This window comes from Variovorax sp. PAMC26660 (assembly GCF_014302995.1).
Lineage (GTDB): Bacteria > Pseudomonadota > Gammaproteobacteria > Burkholderiales > Burkholderiaceae_C > Variovorax.
Genome location: NZ_CP060295.1, coordinates 4,498,945 through 4,520,626 on the forward strand (window position 1 = coordinate 4,498,945; position 21,682 = coordinate 4,520,626).

The 21,682-nt window shown below is 65.9% G+C and carries 19 protein-coding genes; 15 read left to right on the plus strand and 4 right to left on the minus strand.

Annotated features, from left to right (window positions below):
- Positions 1–6: 6 nt before the first annotated feature.
- Complete coding sequence (phnY, locus tag H7F35_RS21060; RefSeq protein WP_187108531.1) at positions 7–1,455, plus strand: phosphonoacetaldehyde dehydrogenase; 1,449 nt, start codon at positions 7–9, stop codon at positions 1,453–1,455.
- Between the two features lie 57 nt (positions 1,456–1,512).
- On the opposite strand, the gene H7F35_RS21065 is transcribed toward phnY, so the two are convergent.
- Positions 1,513–3,030, minus strand: coding sequence for a CoA-acylating methylmalonate-semialdehyde dehydrogenase (locus H7F35_RS21065; RefSeq protein ID WP_187108532.1), 1,518 nt, complete (start codon positions 3,028–3,030; stop codon positions 1,513–1,515).
- Between the two features lie 20 nt (positions 3,031–3,050).
- Complete coding sequence (locus tag H7F35_RS21070; protein ID WP_187108533.1) at positions 3,051–4,406, minus strand: aspartate aminotransferase family protein; 1,356 nt, start codon at positions 4,404–4,406, stop codon at positions 3,051–3,053.
- 106 nt (positions 4,407–4,512) lie between these two features.
- On the opposite strand from H7F35_RS21070, the gene H7F35_RS21075 reads away from it, so the two are divergent.
- Complete coding sequence (locus tag H7F35_RS21075; protein WP_187108534.1) at positions 4,513–5,469, plus strand: LysR family transcriptional regulator; 957 nt, start codon at positions 4,513–4,515, stop codon at positions 5,467–5,469.
- 274 nt (positions 5,470–5,743) lie between these two features.
- Here the strand turns inward: H7F35_RS21075 and H7F35_RS21080 are convergent, their stop codons facing one another.
- The gene (locus tag H7F35_RS21080; RefSeq protein ID WP_187108535.1) at positions 5,744–6,511 is read right to left on the minus strand and encodes a FadR/GntR family transcriptional regulator; all 768 of its coding nucleotides are present in this window, start codon (positions 6,509–6,511) and stop codon (positions 5,744–5,746) included.
- 208 nt (positions 6,512–6,719) lie between these two features.
- Between H7F35_RS21080 and H7F35_RS21085 the strand changes: the two genes are divergently transcribed.
- The 9 genes from H7F35_RS21085 to H7F35_RS21125 all read left to right on the plus strand — a co-directional run bounded on the left by H7F35_RS21085 (position 6,720) and on the right by H7F35_RS21125 (position 15,646).
- Positions 6,720–7,925 (plus strand): ABC transporter substrate-binding protein, encoded by a 1,206-nt coding sequence (locus H7F35_RS21085; RefSeq protein WP_187108536.1) that lies wholly within the window; start codon positions 6,720–6,722, stop codon positions 7,923–7,925.
- A gap of 22 nt (positions 7,926–7,947) precedes the next feature.
- The gene (locus tag H7F35_RS21090) at positions 7,948–8,808 is read left to right on the plus strand and encodes a branched-chain amino acid ABC transporter permease (RefSeq protein WP_187108537.1); all 861 of its coding nucleotides are present in this window, start codon (positions 7,948–7,950) and stop codon (positions 8,806–8,808) included.
- A gap of 5 nt (positions 8,809–8,813) precedes the next feature.
- On the plus strand, positions 8,814–9,776 hold the full coding sequence (locus H7F35_RS21095) for a branched-chain amino acid ABC transporter permease (protein ID WP_187108538.1): 963 nt from the start codon (positions 8,814–8,816) through the stop codon (positions 9,774–9,776).
- Complete coding sequence (locus H7F35_RS21100; protein WP_187108539.1) at positions 9,773–10,543, plus strand: ABC transporter ATP-binding protein; 771 nt, start codon at positions 9,773–9,775, stop codon at positions 10,541–10,543. The genes H7F35_RS21095 and H7F35_RS21100 overlap by 4 nt, the downstream gene beginning before the upstream one ends.
- Positions 10,540–11,256: an ABC transporter ATP-binding protein gene (locus tag H7F35_RS21105; protein ID WP_187108540.1), complete on the plus strand. Its 717-nt coding sequence runs from the start codon at positions 10,540–10,542 to the stop codon at positions 11,254–11,256. Before H7F35_RS21100 ends, H7F35_RS21105 begins: the two co-directional genes overlap by 4 nt.
- Before the next feature lie 33 nt (positions 11,257–11,289).
- Positions 11,290–12,570 carry a Zn-dependent hydrolase gene (locus tag H7F35_RS21110; RefSeq protein ID WP_187108541.1) on the plus strand — a complete coding sequence of 427 codons (1,281 nt, stop codon included), beginning with the start codon at positions 11,290–11,292 and terminating at the stop codon, positions 12,568–12,570.
- Positions 12,567–13,700, plus strand: a complete 1,134-nt coding sequence (locus H7F35_RS21115) for an ABC transporter substrate-binding protein (RefSeq protein ID WP_187108542.1) — start codon at positions 12,567–12,569, stop codon at positions 13,698–13,700. Before H7F35_RS21110 ends, H7F35_RS21115 begins: the two co-directional genes overlap by 4 nt.
- Positions 13,697–15,178: a M81 family metallopeptidase gene (locus H7F35_RS21120; RefSeq protein ID WP_187108543.1), complete on the plus strand. Its 1,482-nt coding sequence runs from the start codon at positions 13,697–13,699 to the stop codon at positions 15,176–15,178. Before H7F35_RS21115 ends, H7F35_RS21120 begins: the two co-directional genes overlap by 4 nt.
- 90 nt (positions 15,179–15,268) lie before the next feature.
- Positions 15,269–15,646: a nuclear transport factor 2 family protein gene (locus H7F35_RS21125; protein ID WP_187108544.1), complete on the plus strand. Its 378-nt coding sequence runs from the start codon at positions 15,269–15,271 to the stop codon at positions 15,644–15,646.
- 33 nt (positions 15,647–15,679) lie between these two features.
- Here H7F35_RS21125 and H7F35_RS21130 read toward each other — a convergent pair whose 3' ends face one another.
- Entirely contained in the window at positions 15,680–16,819 is a 1,140-nt protein-coding gene (locus H7F35_RS21130) for a helix-turn-helix domain-containing protein (RefSeq protein WP_187108545.1), read from the minus strand.
- Positions 16,820–16,998: 179 nt separating this feature from the next.
- On the opposite strand from H7F35_RS21130, the gene H7F35_RS21135 reads away from it, so the two are divergent.
- The 4 genes from H7F35_RS21135 (at position 16,999) to H7F35_RS21150 (ending at position 21,676) form a co-directional block, all read left to right on the plus strand.
- Positions 16,999–17,496 (plus strand): (2Fe-2S)-binding protein, encoded by a 498-nt coding sequence (locus H7F35_RS21135; RefSeq protein ID WP_187108546.1) that lies wholly within the window; start codon positions 16,999–17,001, stop codon positions 17,494–17,496.
- A gap of 13 nt (positions 17,497–17,509) precedes the next feature.
- A complete protein-coding gene (locus H7F35_RS21140) occupies positions 17,510–19,894 on the plus strand; it encodes a xanthine dehydrogenase family protein molybdopterin-binding subunit (RefSeq protein ID WP_187108547.1) in 2,385 nt (794 codons plus the stop codon).
- A gap of 20 nt (positions 19,895–19,914) precedes the next feature.
- Positions 19,915–20,706 carry an FAD binding domain-containing protein gene (locus tag H7F35_RS21145; RefSeq protein WP_187108548.1) on the plus strand — a complete coding sequence of 264 codons (792 nt, stop codon included), beginning with the start codon at positions 19,915–19,917 and terminating at the stop codon, positions 20,704–20,706.
- A gap of 67 nt (positions 20,707–20,773) precedes the next feature.
- A complete protein-coding gene (locus tag H7F35_RS21150) occupies positions 20,774–21,676 on the plus strand; it encodes an AAA family ATPase (RefSeq protein WP_187108549.1) in 903 nt (300 codons plus the stop codon).
- Positions 21,677–21,682 lie beyond the last annotated feature (6 nt).

Sequence of the window (21,682 nt, forward strand, 5' to 3'; positions counted from 1 at the left end):
CACCCCATGAGCCAAGCCACCCTGAAGCCAGGCACCATCCACCGCGAAGCCCTGCGCATCGCCGGTGAGCGCGTCCACCGCGACCGCGTGATCGAGGTGACCTACCCCTACACCGGCGAAGTCATCGCCACCGTGCCCAAGGCCACGCTGGACGACGTGCGCAATGCGCTTCGCATCGCCCGCGACTACAAGTCCACGCTCACCCGCTACGAGCGCTACAAGATCCTCATGCGCGCAGGCGAGATCATCGCTTCGCGCCTGGACGAGATCTCGCGCACCATCACGCTCGAGTCGGGCCTCTCGCGCAAGGACTCGCTGTACGAGGTGGGCCGTGCCTCCGACGTGCTGCTGTTCGCCGCCAACCAGGCACTGGTGGACGACGGCCAGGTGTTCTCCTGCGACCTCACGCACCACGGCAAGAGCCGCAAGGTCTACACGCTGCGCGAACCCCTGCTGGGCGCCATCACCGCCATCACCCCGTTCAACCATCCGCTGAACCAGGTGATCCACAAGGTGGCGCCGGCCATTGCGACCAACAACCGCATCGTGCTCAAGCCCAGCGAGAAGACGCCGCTCACGGCCTTCCTGCTGGCCGACATCCTGTATGAAGCGGGCCTGCCGCCGCAGATGCTGTCGGTGCTCACGGGTGACCCGGCCGAGATTGCCGACGAACTGCTCACCAACGCCGACGTCGACCTGGTCACCTTCACCGGTGGCGTGCCGATCGGCAAGTACATCTCGGGCAAGGCGGTCTACAAGCGCCAGATCCTGGAGCTGGGGGGCAACGATCCGATCATCGTGATGGAAGACGCGGATGTGGAAGAGGCGGCCACGCTGGCGGCCAACGGTTCGTACAAGAACTCGGGCCAGCGCTGCACGGCGGTCAAGCGCATGCTGGTGCACGAATCCGTGGCGGATCAGTTCGTCGAGCTGCTGGTGGCCAAGACCAAGGCGCTGAAGTACGGCGACCCGATGGACCCGGACACCGACATGGGCACGGTGATCGACGAGGCTGCCGCCAGGCAGTTCGAGGCGGTGGTCAACGAGGCCATCGCGGCCGGTGCCAAGCTCTTGTACGGCAACGAGCGCAGGGGCGCGCTGTATTCGCCCACAGTGCTCGACCACGTGGACCCCGAGATGACAGTGGCCAAGCACGAGACCTTCGGGCCGGTCTCGCCGGTGATCCGCTTCAAGACCATCGAAGAAGCGATCCGCATCTCCAACGGCACGGCCTATGGCCTGTCCTCGGCGGTGTGCACCAACCGGCTGGACTACATCACGCGCTTCATCCGCGAGCTGAACGTGGGCAGCGTCAATGTGCGCGAGGTGCCGGGCTACCGGCTGGAGCTGACGCCCTTCGGCGGCATCAAGGACTCGGGCCTGGGCTACAAGGAAGGCGTGCTCGAAGCCATGAAGAGCTTTACCAACTGCAAGACCTATTCGTTGCCCTGGTAGAAAAACGAATGCCGCAGGCCAGGCCCACAAGGCCTGGCCTGCGGCAAGTTCAAGGCCTCAGCGGTTCGACGGAAATGCGAACACCGCGCCTTCGCGCACACCGGCCGAGGGCCAGCGCTGCGTGATGGTCTTGCGCTTGGTGTAGAAGCGCACGGCGTCCGGGCCGTAGGCGTGCAGGTCGCCGAACAGCGAGCGCTTCCAGCCGCCGAAGGAGTGGTACGCCACGGGCACCGGCAGCGGCACGTTGATGCCGACCATGCCGACCTGGATGTTGTCGCTGAACCAGCGCGCAGCCTCACCGTCGCGCGTGAAGAGGCAGGTGCCGTTGCCGTACTCGTGCGCGTCGATCATGGCCATGGCTTCTTCGAGCGTCTTCACGCGCACCACGCCGAGCACCGGGCCGAAGATTTCTTCCTGGTAGATCGTCATGCCGGGCTTCACGCCGTCGAACAGGCAAGGGCCGAGGTAGTAGCCGCCGTCATGGCCTTCGACCTTGACGCCGCGGCCGTCGACCACGAGCTTCGCGCCGGCCGCCACGCCCGCATCGACAAAAGCCTTGACCTTCTCGAAGTGCGGCTTGGTGACCAGCGGGCCCATGTCGTTGCCGTTGTCGTTGCCGGGGCCTACCTTCATCTTCGCGATCTCGGCCTTCAGGCCCGCGACCACTGCGTCACCCGTGTCGTCGCCGATGGCCACGACCAGCGGGATCGCCATGCAGCGCTCGCCGCACGAGCCGTAGGCCGCGCCCATCAGCGCACTCACGGCGTTGCCGATGTCGGCGTCGGGCATGACCACCGCGAAGTTTTTCGCGCCGCCCAGCGCCTGCACACGCTTGCCGTGCGCGCAGCCGGTGGTGTAGATGTATTCGGCAATCGCGGTGGAGCCGACGAAGCTCACGGCCTTCACGCGCGGATCGGTCAGGAGCGTGTCGACGGCCTCCTTGTCGCCGTTGACCACGTTCAGCACGCCCGGCGGCAGGCCGGCTTCGAGCGCCAGCTCGGCCACCAGCAAGGTGGAGGAGGGCGTGCGCTCCGAGGGCTTCAGCACGAAGGTGTTGCCGCAGGCCACGGCCATCGGCCACATCCACAGCGGCACCATCACCGGGAAGTTGAACGGCGTGATGCCGGCCGTGACGCCCATGGCCTGGAACTCGCTCCACGAGTCGATGGCCGGGCCGACGTTCTTGCTGTGCTCACCCTTGAGCAGCTCGGGTGCGTAGCTCGCGTACTCGACGTTCTCGATGCCGCGCTGCAACTCGCCGTGCGCGTCTGACAACACCTTGCCGTGCTCTGCCGTGATGAGCGCAGCGATGCGGTCGGCATTGGCCTCGAGCAGCGTCTTGAGCTTGCTCATCACGCGGGCGCGCTTGAGCGGCGGCGTGTTGCGCCAGGCCGGAAAGGCGGCCTGCGCCGACGCGATGGCCTGCTCGACCGTGAGCTTGTCGGCCAGCGCGACGCTCTTGTCCGAGAAGCCCGTGGCCGGATCGAACACCGGCTGCACGCGGGTGCCGCCGCCGACGTGCTTGCCGTCGATGAAGTGGCCGATGGTGGCCGTGACGTTCTTGTCGTGTTGCATGGTGAGTGCCCTGCTGCGGATCAGTTGGTTTCGGCGAGGGCGTCGGCCAGCGCGTTGACCATGCGGTCGATCTCGGCCTTCTCGGAAATGAAGGGCGGTGCGAGCTGGATGGTGTCGCCGCCGTAGCGCACGTAGAAGCCCTTCTTCCAGCAGTTCATTGCGATCTCGTAGGGGCGGCGTGCGGGCTCGCCCGGCAGCGCGGCGATCGTCAGGCCAGCGGCGAGGCCGAAGTTGCGGATGTCGGTCACGTGCTTGCTGCCCTTGAGGCTGTGCACCGCGTTCTCGAAGTGCGGGGCCAGCGTCTGCACGCGGCCGATCATGTCTTCCTTTTGCAGCACGTCGAGCGCGGCGATGCCGGCGGCGCAGGCCACCGGGTGCGCGCCGTAGGTGTAGCCGTGCGGGAACTCGAGCATGTAGTCAGGGCCGCCCGCTGCCATGAAGGTGTCGTAGATGTCCTTGTTGGCGACCACGGCGCCCAGCGGCTGCGCGCCGTTGGTGACCTGCTTGGCGATGTTCATGATGTCGGGCGTCACGCCGAAGGCATCCGCACCCGTGAGCGCGCCGCAGCGGCCGAAACCGGTGATCACTTCATCAAAGATCAGCAGGATGTTGTTGGCGGTGCAGATGTCGCGCAGGCGCTTGAGGTAGCCCTTGGGCGGAATCACCACGCCGGCCGAACCGGCGAAGGGCTCGACGATCACGGCCGCGATGTTCGATGCGTCGTGCAGCGCGATCAGGTCGAGCAGGCGGTCGGCCAGATCGGCACCGTTGTCGGACATGCCGCGCGTGAAGGCGTTCGATGCAAGTTGGGTGTGCGGCAGGTGGTCGGCTTCGACGCCCTGGCCGAACAGCTTGCGGTTGGCCGCGATGCCGCCCACCGAGATGCCGCCGAAGTTGACGCCGTGGTAGCCCTTCTCGCGGCCGATCAGGCGCGTCTTGCTGGCCAGGCCCTTGGTGCGCCAGTAGGCACGCGCCATCTTCAGCGAGGTGTCGGCGGCTTCGGAGCCCGAGCCGGTGAAGAACACGTAGTCCAGGCCTGCGGGCGTCAGTTCCTTGATCTTGTTGGCCAGCTCGAAGGAGAGCGGGTGGCCGAACTGGAAGGCGGGCGAGTAGTCGAGCTTGGCGATCTGGCGACTCACGGCTTCGGTGATTTCGGGGCGGCCATGGCCCAGGCCCGAGCACCAAAGGCCCGAGAGGCCGTCGAAGATCTTGCGGCCGTCGCTGTCGGTGAAGTAGGCGCCCTTGGCCTCCACGATGATCCGCGGATCGGCCTTGAAGCTGCGGTTGGCCGTGTAGGGCATCCAGTGCGCGTCGAGCCAGGCGGCGTCGGTGCGCGCGGTGGAGGTCGGTTCGATGGCGGGCGTTGCGAGGGTCATGGCGCTTCCCGCGCAGGGCGGGCTCCGGAGGTGAAGGGATGTGCCGATTGTTCGCAGAGCCTTCAGTGTGGAGAATGGCGCAATATCAATGTTCACTTGACGATTTATGCAAGTAAAGGCCGAAGCCCAAAACAGTGCCCAAGGCACCCGGAATCGCGCCGTTCTGGGGCAGCTCAGCGACATGGACCTGCGCCTGCTCAAGGTGTTCAAGAGCGTGGTCGACTGCGGCGGCATGGCGGCGGCCGAGCTGGAGCTGAACATCGGCACGTCCACTGTGAGCCGGCATGTGAAAGACCTGGAAACGCGGCTGGGCCTCGTGTTGTGCCGGCGTGGTCGGGCTGGCTTCGCACTCACCGCCGAGGGGCAGCGCGTGTACGACGAGACGCTGCGGCTGCTGGCCTCGGTCGACGCCTTTCGCGGCGGCATCGACGACATTCACAACCGCATGGGCGGGCAACTGGAGGTGGCACTGTTCGACAAGACCGCGACCAACCCGAAGGCGCGCATCGGCGAGGCCATTGCGCGCTTCACAGAGATGGCGCCCGAGGTGAACCTGGCAGTGCACGTGGGTTCGATCAATGCGATAGAGCAGGGTGTGCTGGAGGGCAACTTCCAGATCGGCATCATCCCGGCGCATCGCGCCTCGAAGAGCCTTGTGTACGCCGACCTGTTCGACGAGACGATGTTGCTGTACTGCGGCAAGGGGCATCCGCTGTTCGAGAGCCCGCACGCGAAGCTCACGTGGTCGAAGCTGGGTGAACACCATTTCGCGGGACTGGGTTATCACTCGCCGAACATGGAGCTGAGCCACCGAGCGCGGTTGTCGCGCAAGGCGACGGGGTTCGACCAGGAGGCGATTGCGACGCTGATTCTTTCGGGGCGGTTTCTGGGGTTCTTGCCGGACCACTATGCGCAGGTATTCGAGCAACGCGGGCTGATGAAGGCTGTGTTGCCGGCGCGCTTCAACTATGCATGCCGGTTTGTCAGTTTGCTGCGGCGGTCGCCCAAGCCTTCACGGGCGGTGTTGGCGTTTCAGGCTTGTCTGGAGGCGGCTCACGGTTGAGGGCTGTTTGTTCAGGGCGTCGCTCACTCCGACACGGTGCTCTTTTTCGCGAATGTCCCCCGCTTCGCTCCTCCTTTATTTAGCTAAAAAGAGCCCCGTATCGACGTGCGCGCTCAGAGCGGTTGTTGATCGGCAATCACCAGCAGCGTGCCCATGTGCGAATGACGCCGGGTGCTCCCCGCAGCGAAATAAAGGAGGAGCGAAGCGGGGGACATTCGCGGAGGGGAGCTCCCGGTGTCATTCGCACCCACCCCGAACAAGACCCAAGACCGGGTTACCGCTGCCCCCCACTAGGCAGCAGCAAATGCTTCGCCCCGATGTGCGCCTCCATCTCATGCATGTGCGCCTCGGCATCGACCATGTGCTCGGCCATCAACCGGCGCACTTCGTCCGCGTCTTCCTTTCGGTAGGCCGCAAGCAGTTGGGTGTGATAGTCGACATTGGTCTCGCCGAAGTGGTGATGGTCCAGCGCCTTCTTGTAGACCACGAGATCGCGCAACAGGTCGTTGAGAAAGCGGCACATGAAGGACAGCACCGGATTGGGGCAAGCCTCGGCCAACATCGTGTGGAAAGCGAGTTCGGCTTCGCGTTGCGTGCGCAACTCGTCCTCGTTCGTGGGCTCGACAGTGCACAGACGCACATTGGCTTCGAGCCGCTCGAACTGCTCGGGCGTCAGCCGGCCGACCACGCTCGCGGCCAGTTCGGGCTCCAGCGCCTTGCGCAACTGGTAGATGTGATGCCCGTCCAGGTGATGGAAGTGCAGGAAATTTCGCAGCGGCTCCGACGCATGGTCGACCGACACCTGCTGCAGGTACGCCCCGCCGCCGGGGCCGGTGCGAATGGCGATCAGGCCGCGCACTTCGAGTGCCTTCAAGGCCTCGCGCACCGTGCTCTTCGAGTAGCCGAAAAGCTCGATCAGTTCTTTCTCGTTCGGTAGCCGGTCGCCGGGCTGCTTGCGCTCCGCCACGATCCATCGCTTGACGTCTTCAACGATCACGTCCGAGAGCTTTTGCCGCTTGGGGCGGTGTTGGCCCACTGTCATTCACACGCTCCATGCCCATCGGGAGATGCGCGGGATGCGCAACAGCGCGCGATCTTAAACGGCGTCATTGGCGGGGTCCGGTTGATGTTGGGCACAGGGCTTGCTAGCGGGTTTTTACCAGCATATTAATCCTATTTATCCGCTTAAATTCGCCGGCATTCGCAGGCAGCTCTTTTCACTTACTTCCACACCACGACCGGAGATCCCCATGCAACGCAGACACCTCCTTCAGCTCGCCGCCCTGTCGGCCGCCCCCGCTTCCCTGCTGGCTGGCCGCGCCGCCTTTGCCCAGTCGGCCGAGGCCATCCGCTTCGGCTGCCCGGTCCCGATGTCGGGCGCGTTCGCGGCCAACGGCAAGTACGCCGACCTGGGCATGAAGCTGGCCATCGAGCAGTACGGCAGCGTGCTCAAGCGTCCGCTGGCCTACACGGTGCTCGACACCGAAGGCAAGCCCGCCACAGCCGTGCGCAAGGTGCAGGAAGCCTCGCAGCAGCAGGGCGCCAAGTTCTTCGCCGGCGGCATCCTGTCGTCGGAAGCGCTGGCCATGGGCAAGGAAGCCGAGAAGGCCGGTGCCCTCTTCATCACCACCGCCGGTGCCGATGAAATCACCGGCAAGGATTGCAACCCCGCCACCTTCCGTTGGTCGGTGCCCACCTTCGGCGCCATCGAGCAGACGGTGCGCCCGCTGATCGCCACCATGCCCAAGGCCAAGCGCTGGTACACGATCACGCCGCAGTACGTGTTCGGCGACGGCCTGCTGAGCGCGGCCAAGAACATCTTCCAGGAGAAGGGCATCGAGCACGTGGGCAACAGCTACCACTCGCTCAACGAGAAGGAGTTCAGCGGCTATCTCACCAACGCGATGGCCGCCAAGCCCGACGTGCTGCTGCTGCTGAACTTCGGCGCGCAATCGTCTGCCGCGCTGCGCCAGGCGGTCAGCTTCGGCATGCACAAGAACATGACGATCCTCATGGCCTGGGCGTCGGGACTGGAGCAGTTCGACGAACTCGGTGCCGACCTGTGCGAAGACGTCTACTTCGGCGCGCAGTACTGGCACACGGCCGACACCACGCTCAACAAGGACCTGGTGAAGCGCACCGCCGACAAGCTCAAGATCGTGCCCAACTACAGCCTGGCCGGCTCGTACATCTGCACCAAGATCCTGATCGACGGCATCATCAAGGCGGGCACCGTCGACCAGAAGGCGGTGATCGCGGCGCTCGAAGGCATGAAGTACGACGGCCTCACGGGCACGGAAGAAATCCGCAAGGCCGACCACCAGGTCATCAAGGACTACTACCTGCTCAAGGGCAAGGCCAAGTCGAAGATGAAGAACCCCGCCGACTACGTCGATGTCGTGAGTTCCGGCAAGTCCTTCCTGCCCATCGACAAGACTGGCTGCAAGCTGGCCTGATGCAACGCAAGCCAACGAGCCTATGACCGTCTACCTGCTCCAGACCATCAACGGAATCGGCATCGGCATGCTGTATTTCCTGCTGGCCGTTGGCTTGTCCATCGTGTTCGGCCTGCTGCGTTTCGTGAACTTCGCGCACGGCGCTTTCTATTTGCTGGGTGCCTACCTGTGCTACCAGGCCATGCAGTGGGGCCTGAACTTCTGGGCCGCGCTGGTGCTGGTGCCGCTGTGCGTCGGCGCGCTCGGCTGGTTGGCCGAAAAGCTGCTGCTGCGCCGCGTCTATGCCAAGCCGCACGAGTTCCACATCCTCGTGACCGTGGGCCTGGCGCTCGCGGTGCAAGAGATCGTCATCGTGTTCTGGGGCCCGCTGGGCAACAGCGTGCCGACGCCCGATCTGCTGCAGGGCGTGGTCATGTGGGGCGACTTCATCTATCCCAAGTACCGGCTGTTCGTGATCGGCTTCACCGCCGTGCTCGCGGTGCTGTTGTGGGGGGTGCTCGAAGGCACGCGCCTGGGCAGTGCGGTGCGTGCGGGCAGCGAGTCGACCGAGATGGTCTCGCTGCTCGGCATCAACGTGTTCCGCGTGTTCAGCCTGGTGTTTGCGCTCGGTGCGGCCACGGCCGCGCTGGCGGGCGTGCTGGCCGCGCCGATCCGTGGCGCCGAGCCCTTCATGGGTGTCGAGGCGCTGAGCGTCGCCTTCGTGGTGGTGGTGATCGGCGGGCTCGGCAGCTTCGGCGGCGCGCTGGTCGGTGGCCTGCTGATCGGCATCGTGCAAAGCCTCATGAGCACCATCTGGCCGCCGGGGGCGAGCCTGATGATCTACATCGCGATGGCGGCCGTGCTGCTGTTGCGCCCGCATGGCCTGCTCGGCCGCAAAGGATGATGGCGATGCCGAGAAAATACACATTCCTGCTGGCGCTGATTGCCGCGCTGGGCCTGCCGCTCGTGCTGCGCTCGGGTTCGCTTGCGAGCGAGGTGCTGATCTATGCGTTGGCGGCCCTGGGCTGCAATCTGCTGCTGGGCTACACGGGGCTGCTGTCGTTCGGGCAGGGCATCTTCTTCGGGCTGGGCAGCTACACCATCGCGATCCTGCTCACGCGGTTGCAACTGCCGATGCCGCTCGCGTTGCTCGCGGCCATTGCGATGGGCGCACTGGGCGCGGCGGTGGTCGGCTGGGTCGCCATCCGCCAGCGTGGCACCTACTTCGTGATGCTCACGCTGGCCTTCGCGCAGATGTTCTATTTCGTGGCCTACACCGCGTCGGGCCTCACGGGCGGCGACAACGGGTTGCTCGACGTGCCGCGCCCCGCATTCATGGACACGCCCTGGAAGTACTACGCCTTCGTGGCGGTGATCTTCCTGATTGCATTCGCACTGCTGCTGAAGGTGACCGATTCGGTCTTCGGCCGCACGCTGCTCGCCATCCGCGACAACGAAGACCGCGCAGCCGCCGTGGGCTACAACCTCAAGCGCTTCAAGCTGCTGGCCTTCGTCATCTCCGGTGCTGTCACCGGCCTCGCGGGCGGGCTGCACGCGATGATGACCGGCATCGCGCCGCTGTCGAATGCCGAGTACCACACGAGCGAGATGATCCTGGTCATCACCGTGATCGGCGGCACCGGCAACCTTTTCGCTTCGGTGCTGGGTTCGGCCTTCTATGTGCTGCTGGCCGACTGGCTGTCCACGCTGTGGCCGCGATGGTTGCTGTTGCTGGGCCTGCTGCTGATCGGCGTGAGCATCGGCATGCAGCGCGGTCTCTGGGGCCTGGGCGAGGCCGTCTGGCGGCGCGTGTTCCGCAAGGCATTGCCTGCAGTGGTCAAGGCACCCGAAGCGCAGGGAGAAAAAGCATGACGCAACCCGTACTCATCGAAGCCATCGGCGTCACCAAGCACTACGGCAAGTTCGCCGCGCTCGGCGGGGTCGACCTGAAGATCCTGCCCAACACCGTGCATTCGGTGATCGGCCCGAACGGCGCCGGCAAGACCACGCTGTTCCACATGCTCACGGGCACCGGCACCACCACGGGTGGGCGCATTTTGTTCGACGGCCACGACGTGACGCACGAGCCCGACTACAAGCGCGTGCAGCGCGGCATGGCGCGCTCGTTCCAGGTGACCAGCCTGTTCGCGACCCTCTCGGTGCGCGAGAACCTGCGCGTGGCGGCGCAGGGCATCGCGCCGCGACAGGCCATGAACTGCTGGCGCGCGCCCATCGGCGACCGCGCCTGCGCAGACACGGTGGCTGAAGTGCTGGCTCGCGTCGGCCTCGAACGGCTGGCCGACACGCCGGCCAACGTGCTGTCGCACGGCCAGCAACGCCGGCTCGAAGTGGGCATGGCGCTCGCTGCGAAGCCCAAGGCGATCTTCCTGGACGAGCCGACCTCGGGCATGGGCATCGACGACCTCGACGACATGAAGCGGTTGATCCGCAGCCTGCGCGATGCCCACACCGTGGTGCTGATCGAGCACAACATGAACATCGTGATGGACATCTCCGACACCGTGACCGTCATGCAACTGGGCCGCGTGCTGGCCGAGGGTTTGCCGGGCGACATCCGCGCCGATGCGCGGGTGCGAACGGCCTACCTGGGCAACATGATCACCGGAGGGAAGGCATGAACGGGAAAAAGAGCATCCTCGAAGTCGAGGCGCTGCATGCGCACTACGGCAAGAGCCACGTGCTGCAGGGCGTGTCGATGACCGTGGGCGAGGCCGAACTCGTCACGCTGCTGGGGCGCAATGGCGCGGGCAAGTCGACCACGCTCAAGAGCATTGCCGGCGCGGTCACGCCCACCAGCGGGCGCGTGCGTTTCCAGGGCGCGGACGTGGCGGGCCTGCCGCCGCACCGCATCGCCACGCGCGGCGTGTGCCTGGTGCCCGAGCATCGCGGCATCTTCAAGCTGCTGACGGTGGAAGAAAACCTGCTGCTCGGCCAGCGCCGCGATTCGCCCTGGCAGCTCGAAGACATCTACCGCATCTTCCCGCGCCTGAAGGAGCGGAGGCGCAACGGCGGCGGGCAACTCTCGGGCGGCGAGCAGCAGATGCTGGCCATCGGCCGCGCGCTGATGAACCATCCGCGCCTGCTGATCCTCGATGAGCCGGTGGAAGGCCTCGCGCCGGTGATCGTCGAGGAGATCGTCGCGCAGCTCAAGACCATCAAGGCCGCTGGCGTCGCCATCCTGCTGGTCGAGCAGAACCTCGAGGTGTGCGTGCAGCTCGCCGACCGCCACTACATCGTGGAGCAGGGCGTGATCGTGCACGAAGCAGCCAATGCCGCCTTCATGGCCGACCATGAAGTGAAAGATCGATACCTCGGCGTGGGCCTTGCTTGAGTGCACCCCGCCTTCACTCCTTCGCCAAGACCAATGAACAAACAGAACGAAATTTCCATCGCACCGGATGTGCGCGACCTTCGCATTGACGGGCCGCGCCTCTGGGATTCGCTGATGCAGTTGGCCCAGGTCGGCGCCACCCAGAAGGGCGGCGTCTGCCGCCTTGCATTGACCGACCTCGACCGCCAGGGCCGCGACCTGTTCACGCGCTGGGTGCGGGAGGCCGGTTGCGAGGTGCGCGTGGACGCCATCGGCAACATCTTCGCGCGCCGCGCGGGCCGCAACAACGCACTGCCACCCATCACCACCGGCAGCCACATCGACACGCAACCGACCGGCGGCAAGTTCGACGGCAACTACGGCGTGCTCGCGGGCCTCGAAGTGATTCGCGCGTTGAACGATGCGGGCGTCGTCACCGAGGCACCGCTCGAAGTGGCGGTGTGGACCAACGAGGAAGGCTCGCGCTTCGTGCCCGTGATGATGGGCTCGGGCGTCTTCGTCGACGCCTTCACGCTCGACCATGCGCTGGCGCAACGCGACAACGACGGCATCAGCGTGTCCGACGCACTCAAGGCCATCGGCTATGCCGGCAGCACACCGGCTTCCGCAGCGATGTCTCCGGTGGGCGCGTACTTCGAGGCGCACATCGAACAGGGCCCGGTGCTCGAAGCCAACGAGCGCGTGATCGGCGTGGTCGAAGGCGCGCTGGGCCAGCGCTGGTATGACGTGGTGGTGCAGGGCATGGAAGCGCACGCCGGCCCCACGCCGATGGAGCTGCGAAAAGACGCGTTGCTGCCGGCTTCCGAACTGGTGATCGAGGTCAATCGAATCGCACTGGCCCACGCACCGCACGCGCGCGGCACGGTCGGCTGGATCGAGAACTATCCGAACTCGCGCAACGTGATTCCTGGCCGCGTGCGGCTCAGCGTCGACCTGCGCGCAGCGGACGACGTGGTGCTGTCCGCGATGGATGCCGAGCTGAAAGAAGCCGTGCAGCGCATCGCCGCCAAGGGCAAGGTCGAAATGACGGTGGAGCAGGTCGTGTACTTCCCGCCGCAGCCCTTCACGCCGAAACTGGTGTCGGCCGTTCGCGAGGCTGCGCAGGCACAGGGCCTGACGTGGATGAATGTGATCAGCGGCGCCGGCCACGACGCGGTGTACCTCGCACGCGTCTGCCCCACGGCGATGATCTTCGTTCCCTGTCTCGATGGCATCAGCCACAACGAGATCGAGGACGCGCAGCCCGAGCACCTGGAAGCCGGCTGCAACGTGCTGCTGCAGGCGATGCTGCAAAGCGCGGGAGTCGCCGCATGAGCGCGGCGCTCCGGCGCATGGGGCTGCGCCTGCTGGCGATGGGAATGGTCGCGGCATGCACGGCCGCAGGGGCGGCCGGGGAGCCGATCCTGGTAGGCCAGTCCGCCGTGCTCACCGGCCCGTTCACGCCGAACAGTCTCGCGTTCATGGAGGGCCAGACGCTGTTCTTCGACCAGCTGAACAAGACAGGCGGTATCGGTGGTCGGCCCGTCAAGATGATCATCTATGACGACGCCTACATCGCGGAAAAGGCGGCGGCCAATGCCGAGAAGCTGCTTGGCACCGATCACGTGGTCTGCCTGTTCGGCACCATGGGCACGGGCATCGGCGCGGCCATGTTGCCCGTGGCGGCAAAGTACGACAGCTTCATCTTCGGCGGGCTGACCGGCGCGGCGGTGCTGCGCGGGCCGAAGGTGCCGATCTATCACGTGCGGGAGTCGTACGCCGACGAGGTCACGCGCGTGATGAACCACCTGACGACCATCGGCGTGACGCGCATCGCGATCGTCTCCAGCGACGACGCCTATGGCAAGGGCATCGAGAAGGACGCGTTGGCGGCGCTCGAAAAAAACAAGCACCCGGCGCTGCTGTCGCTGCGCTTCGACCCCAAGGAAAAAGACCATGCGGCCATCGCACAGCAGGTGATCGCGAGCGGGGCGCAGGCGGTGTACGTCATCGCCGCCGGCATGCCTGCGATCAACATCATCCGATCGCTGGTGGCGGCGCCCGTCCATCCGCAGATCTACACGAACTCGGTGGCGAGTTCGTTCCTTCTGTACAAGGAACTCGGTGACAAGAGCCGCGGCATCGTGCTGTCTCAAGTGGTGCCGCCGTTCTGGAAGACGCGCTTCCCCATCGTGGACGAGTATCAACGGGCACTCAAGGGCACGGGCAGTGGCAGCGAAGGCTCCTACCTGGGCCTGGAGGGCTACATCACGGCCAAGGCCTTTGGGGAATCGCTGCAGCGCGTGAAGGGACCGATCACCACCGAATCGCTCCGGCGCAGCATCGAGAACTCGCCGCCCATGAACCTGAATGGTTTCACGGTCGCGTTCCGCCCCGACAACCGCAATGGCTCCAGCTTCGGCGATATCACCATGCTGGGAAGTGCCGGAAAGTTTGCCCAATGAAAGTACTGATCGCCCGCCTCAACCACGAGACCAACACCTTCTCGCCTGTGCCCACGCCGCTCGCGGCCTTCGGCCCCGATGGCCCGACTTTCGGCGAGCAGGCCTACAAGGACAACAAGGGCATGCGCACCGCCATGTCGGCCTTCATCGACCTGGCCGAGCAGGCCGGTGCCACGCTGGTCACGCCGGTGTCGGCCTCGGCCAACCCGAGCGGGCCGGTCGATGCGCAGGCTTACACCACGTTGACGCAGTGCATCGTCGATGCAGTGCCGGGCTGCGACGCCATCCTGCTCGACCTGCACGGCGCGATGGTGGCGCAGAACAGCGTCGATGGCGAAGGCGACCTGCTCGTTCGGCTGCGCGCCGCGGCGCCCGGTGTGCCCATCGGCGTGGCGCTCGACCTGCATGCCAACGTCACGCCGGCCATGGTCGAAAACGCTGATGTGATCGTCGGCTTCAAGACCTATCCGCACATCGACATGTACGAGACCGGCGACCACGCCGGCCGCCTGCTGTTCGACCTGCTGGCCGGCCGCAGCAAGCCCGCGATGCGCTGGCACCCGTTGCCATTGATGGCGCACACGCTGCGCAGCGCGTCGTTCACCGGCGCGATGCAGCGGGCCATTGAGGCCGCGCGCGAAGCCGAGAAGTCGGAATCGCTGGCGGTGTCGATCCTTGCGGGCTTCTCGCTGTCGGACATCGAGGCGCCCTGCATGAGCGTGATCGTGGTCGATGCGCAATCGCCCGAGCGCGCGCAGGCCACGGCGGATCGCATCGCCGGGCAGATGTGGGCCGAGCGCGAGGCCTTCATCTACCGCAGCGAACCGCTGGCCGAATCGGTGGCGCGCGCCAAGCTCATCGCCCACGGCGCCACGCGCCCGGTGCTGCTGCTCGACCATGGCGACAACTGCATGTCGGGTGGCAGTTGCGACAGCATGGACGTGCTGCAGGAGGCGCTGGCGCAGGGGCTGCACGGCATCGGCGTGGGCCCGCTGTGCGACCCCGAGGCGGTGCGCGAGCTGATCGCGGCGGGCGAGGGCGCGCAGGTGACGGTCGCGCTCGGCAACAAGGTCTCGCTCGAAGGCATCGGCCTGAAGAAAACGCCGGTGCGGCTGACCGGCACCGTGCGCAGCATCAGCAACGGCGAGTACGTGATCACCGGCCCCACCTACACCGGCCAGCGCAGCAGCATGGGGCGCACGGTGCTGTTCGACATCGGCACGGCGCGCATCGTGGTGACCGAGCGCACGCAAGAGCCGTGGGACATCGGCGTGTTCGAGTGCGCCGGGCTCGATCCGCGAACGGAGCGTTTTCTTCTGCTCAAGTCGCGCATGTACTGCCGGCCGGTGTTCGAGCCGCTGTCGGCGGCGCTGGTGGAGTGCGACAGCCCCGGTGTGACAAGTTCGGACTACAGCCTGTTCCCGTTCAGCAAGGTGCGCCGGCCGGTGTTTCCGCTGGATGCGGTGCCGGCCGCATAACCTCCCACGTCATCGACGCGCGGCGCGTGCGACGCGACCATTCCTTCACCCCGCGATGTTGCGGGCCTGAACCCCAAAGGAATCGTCACCATGAACACCGCCGCACACGACGCCACCACCATCGCCCATGGCTACATCGCCGTGTGGAATGAAACCGACGCCGCTCGCCGCGCCGAGCTGATCGAGGCCGGCTGGACCGCCAACGCACACTACGTCGACCCGATGGCGCAAGCCAGCGGCCGCGAGCAGATCAGCGCGCTGGTCGGCGCGGTGCATCAGCGCTACCCGGGCTTTCGCTTCAACCTGTTCGGCAAGGCCGAGGCGCATGGCGACAACCTGCGCTTTTCGTGGACGCTGGGCCCGAGCGGCGCCGAAGACCTGATCCAGGGCACGGATTTCGTCCAGCTCGATGCAGGCAAGCTGCGCTCGGTGACCGGCTTCCTGGACAAGGTGCCGGTCGGCGCGTGAACAAGGCCTGAACGAAAGCCGAACAGCGGACGTTCAGTCCGAGCCACCGGCGGGCCGGCCGCGCCAGAGCTTGCGGTAGACAGTGGCCCGGCTGATGCCCAGTGCACGTGCCGCCTCGGCGACATTGCCGCGCGCATCGGCCACCGCCTTGCGGATCAGCGCGGTTTCCACATCGCGCAGCCTTGGCCGGGCATCGGGGAGCGCAGCGCCCGTGATGCCGTTGCCACCGCGCTGGGGCCGCACCTGCACGCGCAGGCCCGACCACAGAGGCACTTCGAGCACCGCATCGCCTCGGCGGGCCGCGTCGAACATCATGTGCAGAGGCAGGGCGAACAGATCGTTGAAATGCAAGGCGTGCTGGCTGCGCGCCAGCGGCTGGTGCAGCATCTGCCGCGCGGCGGCATTGGCGCCGGTGACGCTGCCGCCGGCATCGATGCACAACAGGCCTTCGGTGGCCTCGCTGCTCGGGCTGCCGGGCCATGCAAGGTGCAGCAGCAGCTCGCAGGGTTCGAGCATCACCAGCATGTTCTCGATGCTGCGCGCGGACAGCGTGGCCAGGTGCCGCAGCTCGGGCCGCTCGACCACCTGCACGCCTGTCAGGTCGAGCATGCCGATGCAGTCGCCTCGAGGACCGAAGAGCGGCGCGCCGGCGCAACTGTAGACGCTGGTGTCATCGAAGAAGTGTTCGCCGCGGTGCAGCCACACCGATTCCTGCTCGGCCAGCGCGGTGCCGATGGCCGAGGTGCCGATGGCGTGTTCCGACAGGTCGACGCCGATGCGCCCGATGTCGCGCGCATAGCGGCTGGCGGCATCGGCGCCGTCGGGCAGCGTGCCCACGTCGACCACGATGCCGTTGGCGTCGGTCAGGATCGCGAAGTAGCGGGTGTCCGCGATGGCGCGCGACAGCCGCTCGATGACGGGGCGGGCCACCGACACCAGCGCCCGGTTGCACTCGGCGACGTCGCTGCTGTCCGACCGGCTCACCGGGTCGAAGCTCACGCGCTGCTGTGGGCGCCGGCCCGACTCGATGCACCGCTGCCACGAGCGGGAGATCCATGAATCGACGCAGGCACTGCCGCGCGCGCGGGAAGCCTCGCCGTGAATCAGTTCGCGGCGCGCTTGGGCGATGGCCAGAGAGCGCTCAGGCAGTGGCGAAACGATAGAGGCGGGCATCGTGTGGATTCGCACGTGTGGGGCGTCTTTTCCCGGCTTGCCAAATGGCAAGTTGTTTCATTTTGAGAATTTCACGCGGTCTGTGCAAGTGTCAAGGGTTTTGCCTAGGATAGTGCGAAAGGTGGGCATCCAAGATGCTTTTTGCTGAATCAGCCATCACCTTTCACGGAGACAGCCACATGCAGGTCGCTTTCAAGGTCAACGGCCGCCCGGTCACGGTCGACGCTCCTCCCAACACCTTTCTTGTGCACGCGATCCGCGAGCACCTCCACCTGACGGGCACCCACGTCGGCTGCGACACCGCCCAATGCGGCGCCTGCACCGTCCACGTGAACGGACGGGCCATCAAATCATGCAATGTATTGGTCGCCCAGGCGGCCGGTGCCGACATCACCACCATCGAGGGCATTGCCGAAGCCGACGGCACCATGCACCCCATGCAGGCGGCCTTCAAGGAGTGCCATGGCCTGCAGTGCGGTTTTTGCACGCCTGGCATGGTCATGAGCGCCATCGACCTGTGTACGCACCACCCCAGGTCGAGCGAATCCGAGATCCGCGAACTGCTCGACGGCAACCTGTGCCGCTGCACCGGCTACCAGAACATCGTGAAGGCCGTGAAGATGGGCGGCGAGGCGATGGCCTCGGGCACCCCGGTCAAGACAACCGTCACGGCGTGAAGGGAGCAGCATCATGGGTGCTTCCGACTTCTCCAACCTGCCGCACATCGGCGAAGCCCTGCGGCGCAAGGAAGACTATCGCTTCCTGACCGGCGCGGGCAACTACACCGACGACATCACGCTGGCCAACCAGAGCCATGCGGTCTTCGTGCGCTCGCCGCACGCCCATGCCACCGTCAATTCGGTCGACATCTCCGAGGCCATGAAGATGCCCGGTGTGGTCGGTATCTTCAGCGGCAAGGACATCGAGGGAAAAATGGGGGGGCTGCCTTGCGGCTGGCTCATCAACAACCCCGACGGCACCCCCATGAAGGAGCCGATGCACCCGATCCTGGCGATCAACAAGGTGCGCTTCGTGGGCGACCACGTGGCCATGGTGGTCGCCGAAACGGTCGAGCAGGCCAAGAATGCCGCCGAAGCCGTGGTGGTCGACTACGGCGTGCTGCCCGCGCTCGTGAGCGTGGCCGATGCGGCGAAGAAGGCCGGCAGCACCACGCTGCACGACGAAGCGCCCGACAACCAGTGCTACAAGTGGGTGCTGGGCGACAAGGCGGCGGTCGATACGGTGTTCACCACGGCCGCGCATGTGACGAAGCTCGACCTTGTCAACAACCGGCTGATTCCCAACCCGATCGAGCCGCGCGTGGCCATCGGCAGCTACAGCAGGGGCACCGACGAGTACACGCTCTACGTGTCGAACCAGAACCCGCACGTTGAACGCCTCTTGATGACGGCTTTCGTGCTGGGCCTGCCCGAGCACAAGGTGCGCGTGATCGCACCTGATGTGGGCGGTGGCTTCGGCTCCAAGATCTTTTTGTATGCCGAAGACGTGTGCCTGACCTGGGCCTCCAAGCAGCTCAACCGCAACATCAAGTGGACGGCGGAACGCTCGGAATGCTTTTTGTCCGATGCGCACGGCCGCGACCACGTGAGCCACGCCGAAATGGCGATGGACAAAGACGGCAAGTTCCTCGCGATGCGCGTGCACACCGACGCCAACCTCGGCGCCTACCTGTCGACCTTCTCGACGGCAGTGCCGACCATCCTCTACGCCACGTTGCTCGCGGGCCAATACACCACGCCGCAGATCTACGTCGAGGTCGATGCCTGGTTCACCAACACCTCGCCGGTCGATGCCTACCGTGGAGCAGGGCGGCCCGAGGCTACTTACCTGCTGGAGCGGCTGGTGTCGCGCTGCGCCTGGGAAATGAACCTGGGCCAGGACGAGATCCGCAAGCGCAACTTCATCACCACCTTCCCGTACCAGACGCCGGTTGCGCTGCAGTACGACACCGGCGACTTCCATGCCTGCATGGACAAGGCGCGCGTGCTGGCCGATGTCGAGGGCTATGCGCAGCGCAAGGCCGCGACAGAGGCCAAGGGCAAGCTGCGCGGCATGGGCTATTCGAGCTACATCGAGGCTTGCGGCATTGCGCCGTCAAACATCGCGGGTGCGCTCGGCGCGCGCGCCGGCCTGTTCGAGTGCGGCGAAATCCGCGTGCACCCGACCGGCAGCGTGACGGTGTTCACCGGCTCGCACAGCCACGGCCAGGGCCATGAAACCACCTTCGCGCAAGTCGTTGCCGCGCGCCTGGGCATTCCGGTCGACAACGTCGACGTGGTGCACGGCGACACCGGCCGCGTGCCCTTCGGCATGGGCACCTACGGTTCGCGCTCCATCTCGGTCGGCGGCGCGGCCATCATGAAGGCGCTCGACAAGATCGAGACCAAGGCCAAGAAGATCGCCGCGCACCTGATGGAGGCCAGCGACGCCGACATCGAGTTCGCAAATGGCGAGTTCACGGTCAAGGGCACCGACAAGAAGATTCCGTTCGGCCAGGTGGCGCTCACGGCCTACGTGCCGCACAACTACCCGCTCGACAAGCTCGAGCCGGGCCTGAACGAAACCGCGTTCTACGATCCGACCAACTTCACCTTCCCCGGCGGCACCTACATCTGCGAGGTCGAGATCGACAGGCAGACCGGCGAAGTGAAGATCGACCGCTTCACCGCCGTGGACGACTTCGGCACCATCATCAACCCGATGATCGTCGAGGGCCAGGTGCATGGCGGGCTGGTGCAGGGCATTGGCCAGGCACTGCTCGAGAACTGCGTCTACGACAACGAAACCGGCCAGCTGCTCACCGGCAGCTTCATGGACTACGCCATGCCAAGAGCGGGCGACTTTCCGCAGTTCAAGCTCGACACCGTGTGCACCCCGTGCACCCACAACCCGTTGGGCACCAAGGGCTGCGGCGAGGCGGGGGCCATCGGCTCGCCGCCGGCCGTCATCAACGCCGTGCTCGACGCGCTGGCGCCGCTGGGCGTCAAGGATTTCGACATGCCCGCATCGTCCAGCCGCGTCTGGGAAGCGATGCAGGCCGCCGCCAAGCACTAAAACAAAGAAGGAATCACACCATGTATGCCTTCACACTCGAACGGCCCGCCTCCCTGGCCGATGCGGCCAAACTCATCGCTGCCGGCGGCAAGCCGCTGGCAGGCGGACAGACGCTGCTGGCCTCCATGAAGCTGCGGCTCTCGGCACCCGAACAACTGGTGGACCTGAGCGGCATCAAGGAACTCACCGGCATCAGGAAAGACGGCAACAACATCACCATCGGCGCCATGTCGCGTCACCTCGACGTGGCGAACAACACCGACGTGAAGACCGCTTATCCGGCATTGGCCGACCTGGCCTCGCGCATCGGCGACCGGCAGGTGCGTGCCATGGGCACCATCGGCGGCTCGGTGGCCAACAACGATCCGGCCGCGTGCTACCCCAGCGCGGTGCTGGGCTCGGGCGCCACCGTCATCACCTCGAAGCGCGAGATTGCGGCCGACGATTTCTTCCAGGGCCTGTTCACCACGGCACTGGGAGAAGACGAACTGATCACCGCGATCCGCTTTCCGATTCCGAAGCGCGCCGTGTATGAAAAGCTGCGCCAGAAGGCGTCGAACTTCCCACTCGTGGGCATCTTCCTGGCGCTGTACGACAACGGCGTGCGCGTGGCCGTCACCGGCGCGGGCAACGGCGTGTTCCGCCATGCAGGACTGGAAGACGCGCTGAACAAGAGCTTCACTGCCGCATCGGCGGCCACGGTGAAGATCGATGCCAGCGATCTCAACAGCGACCTGCACGCTTCTGCGGCTTATCGCGCCAACCTGATCAGCGTGCTGACGCAACGGGCAGTGACCAAGGCCCTGGGCTGAACAAGCCAGGGCGGTCCAACGGGAGCCGGAAGGCGCGACACCCTCGCGTCTTCCGCTACGCTTCGCCATGATCTTTCCGACCATCGATTCCCTCTCCGACGGTTTGGTGCAGGCCGGCTACTTTGCCGACCGGCGCCTGGCCACGGCGGTGTTTCTCGCGCTCAAGCTGCAGCGTCCGCTGCTGCTCGAAGGCGAGCCCGGCGTCGGTAAGACCGAGCTGGCCAAGGCACTGTCGAAGGCGCTGAGCCGCGAGCTGCTGCGCCTCCAGTGCTACGACGGCCTGGAGCAGCGCGAAGCGCTCTACGAATGGAACTACGCGGCGCAGTTGCTGCACATGCGCGCGGCCGAGGCCAGCGGTGCGGCGCGCGACGTGGAGGCCGAGGTCTACCAGCCGCACTACCTGATCCGCCGCCCGCTGCTGCAAGCCCTGCAGACGCCGGCACCCGGTGCCGTGCTGCTGATCGATGAAGTGGACCGCGCCGACGAGCCCTTCGAGGCCTTCCTGCTCGAATACCTCGGCGAGTACCAGGTCAGCATTCCCGAGCTGGGCACGGTGCGCGCGGTGGTGCCGCCCGTCACCATCCTCACCAGCAACCGCACGCGCGAACTCAACGATGCGGTCAAGCGGCGCTGCCTCTATCACTGGCTCGACTACCCCGAACGCGAGCGTGAACTGGCCATCGTGCGTGCCCAGGTGCCGCAGGCCGGCGAAAAGCTCTCGGCCCAGGTGGCGGCCTTCGTCGCGCGGCTGCGCGAGGCGCCGTTCGTCAACGCCTTCCAGCGCGCGCCGGGCATCGCCGAAAGCGTCGAGTGGGCGAGGGCGCTGATCGCGCTCGACACTGTGGAGCTGGACCCCGAAGTGGTGGTCGATACCGCCGGCATCCTGTTCAAGCAGCGCGACGATGTGGCGGCGCTCACGCGCGAGCTGGCATCCGATCTGTTGAGGCCCGAAGAGCCGCTCGCTCGCTGAGCAGCA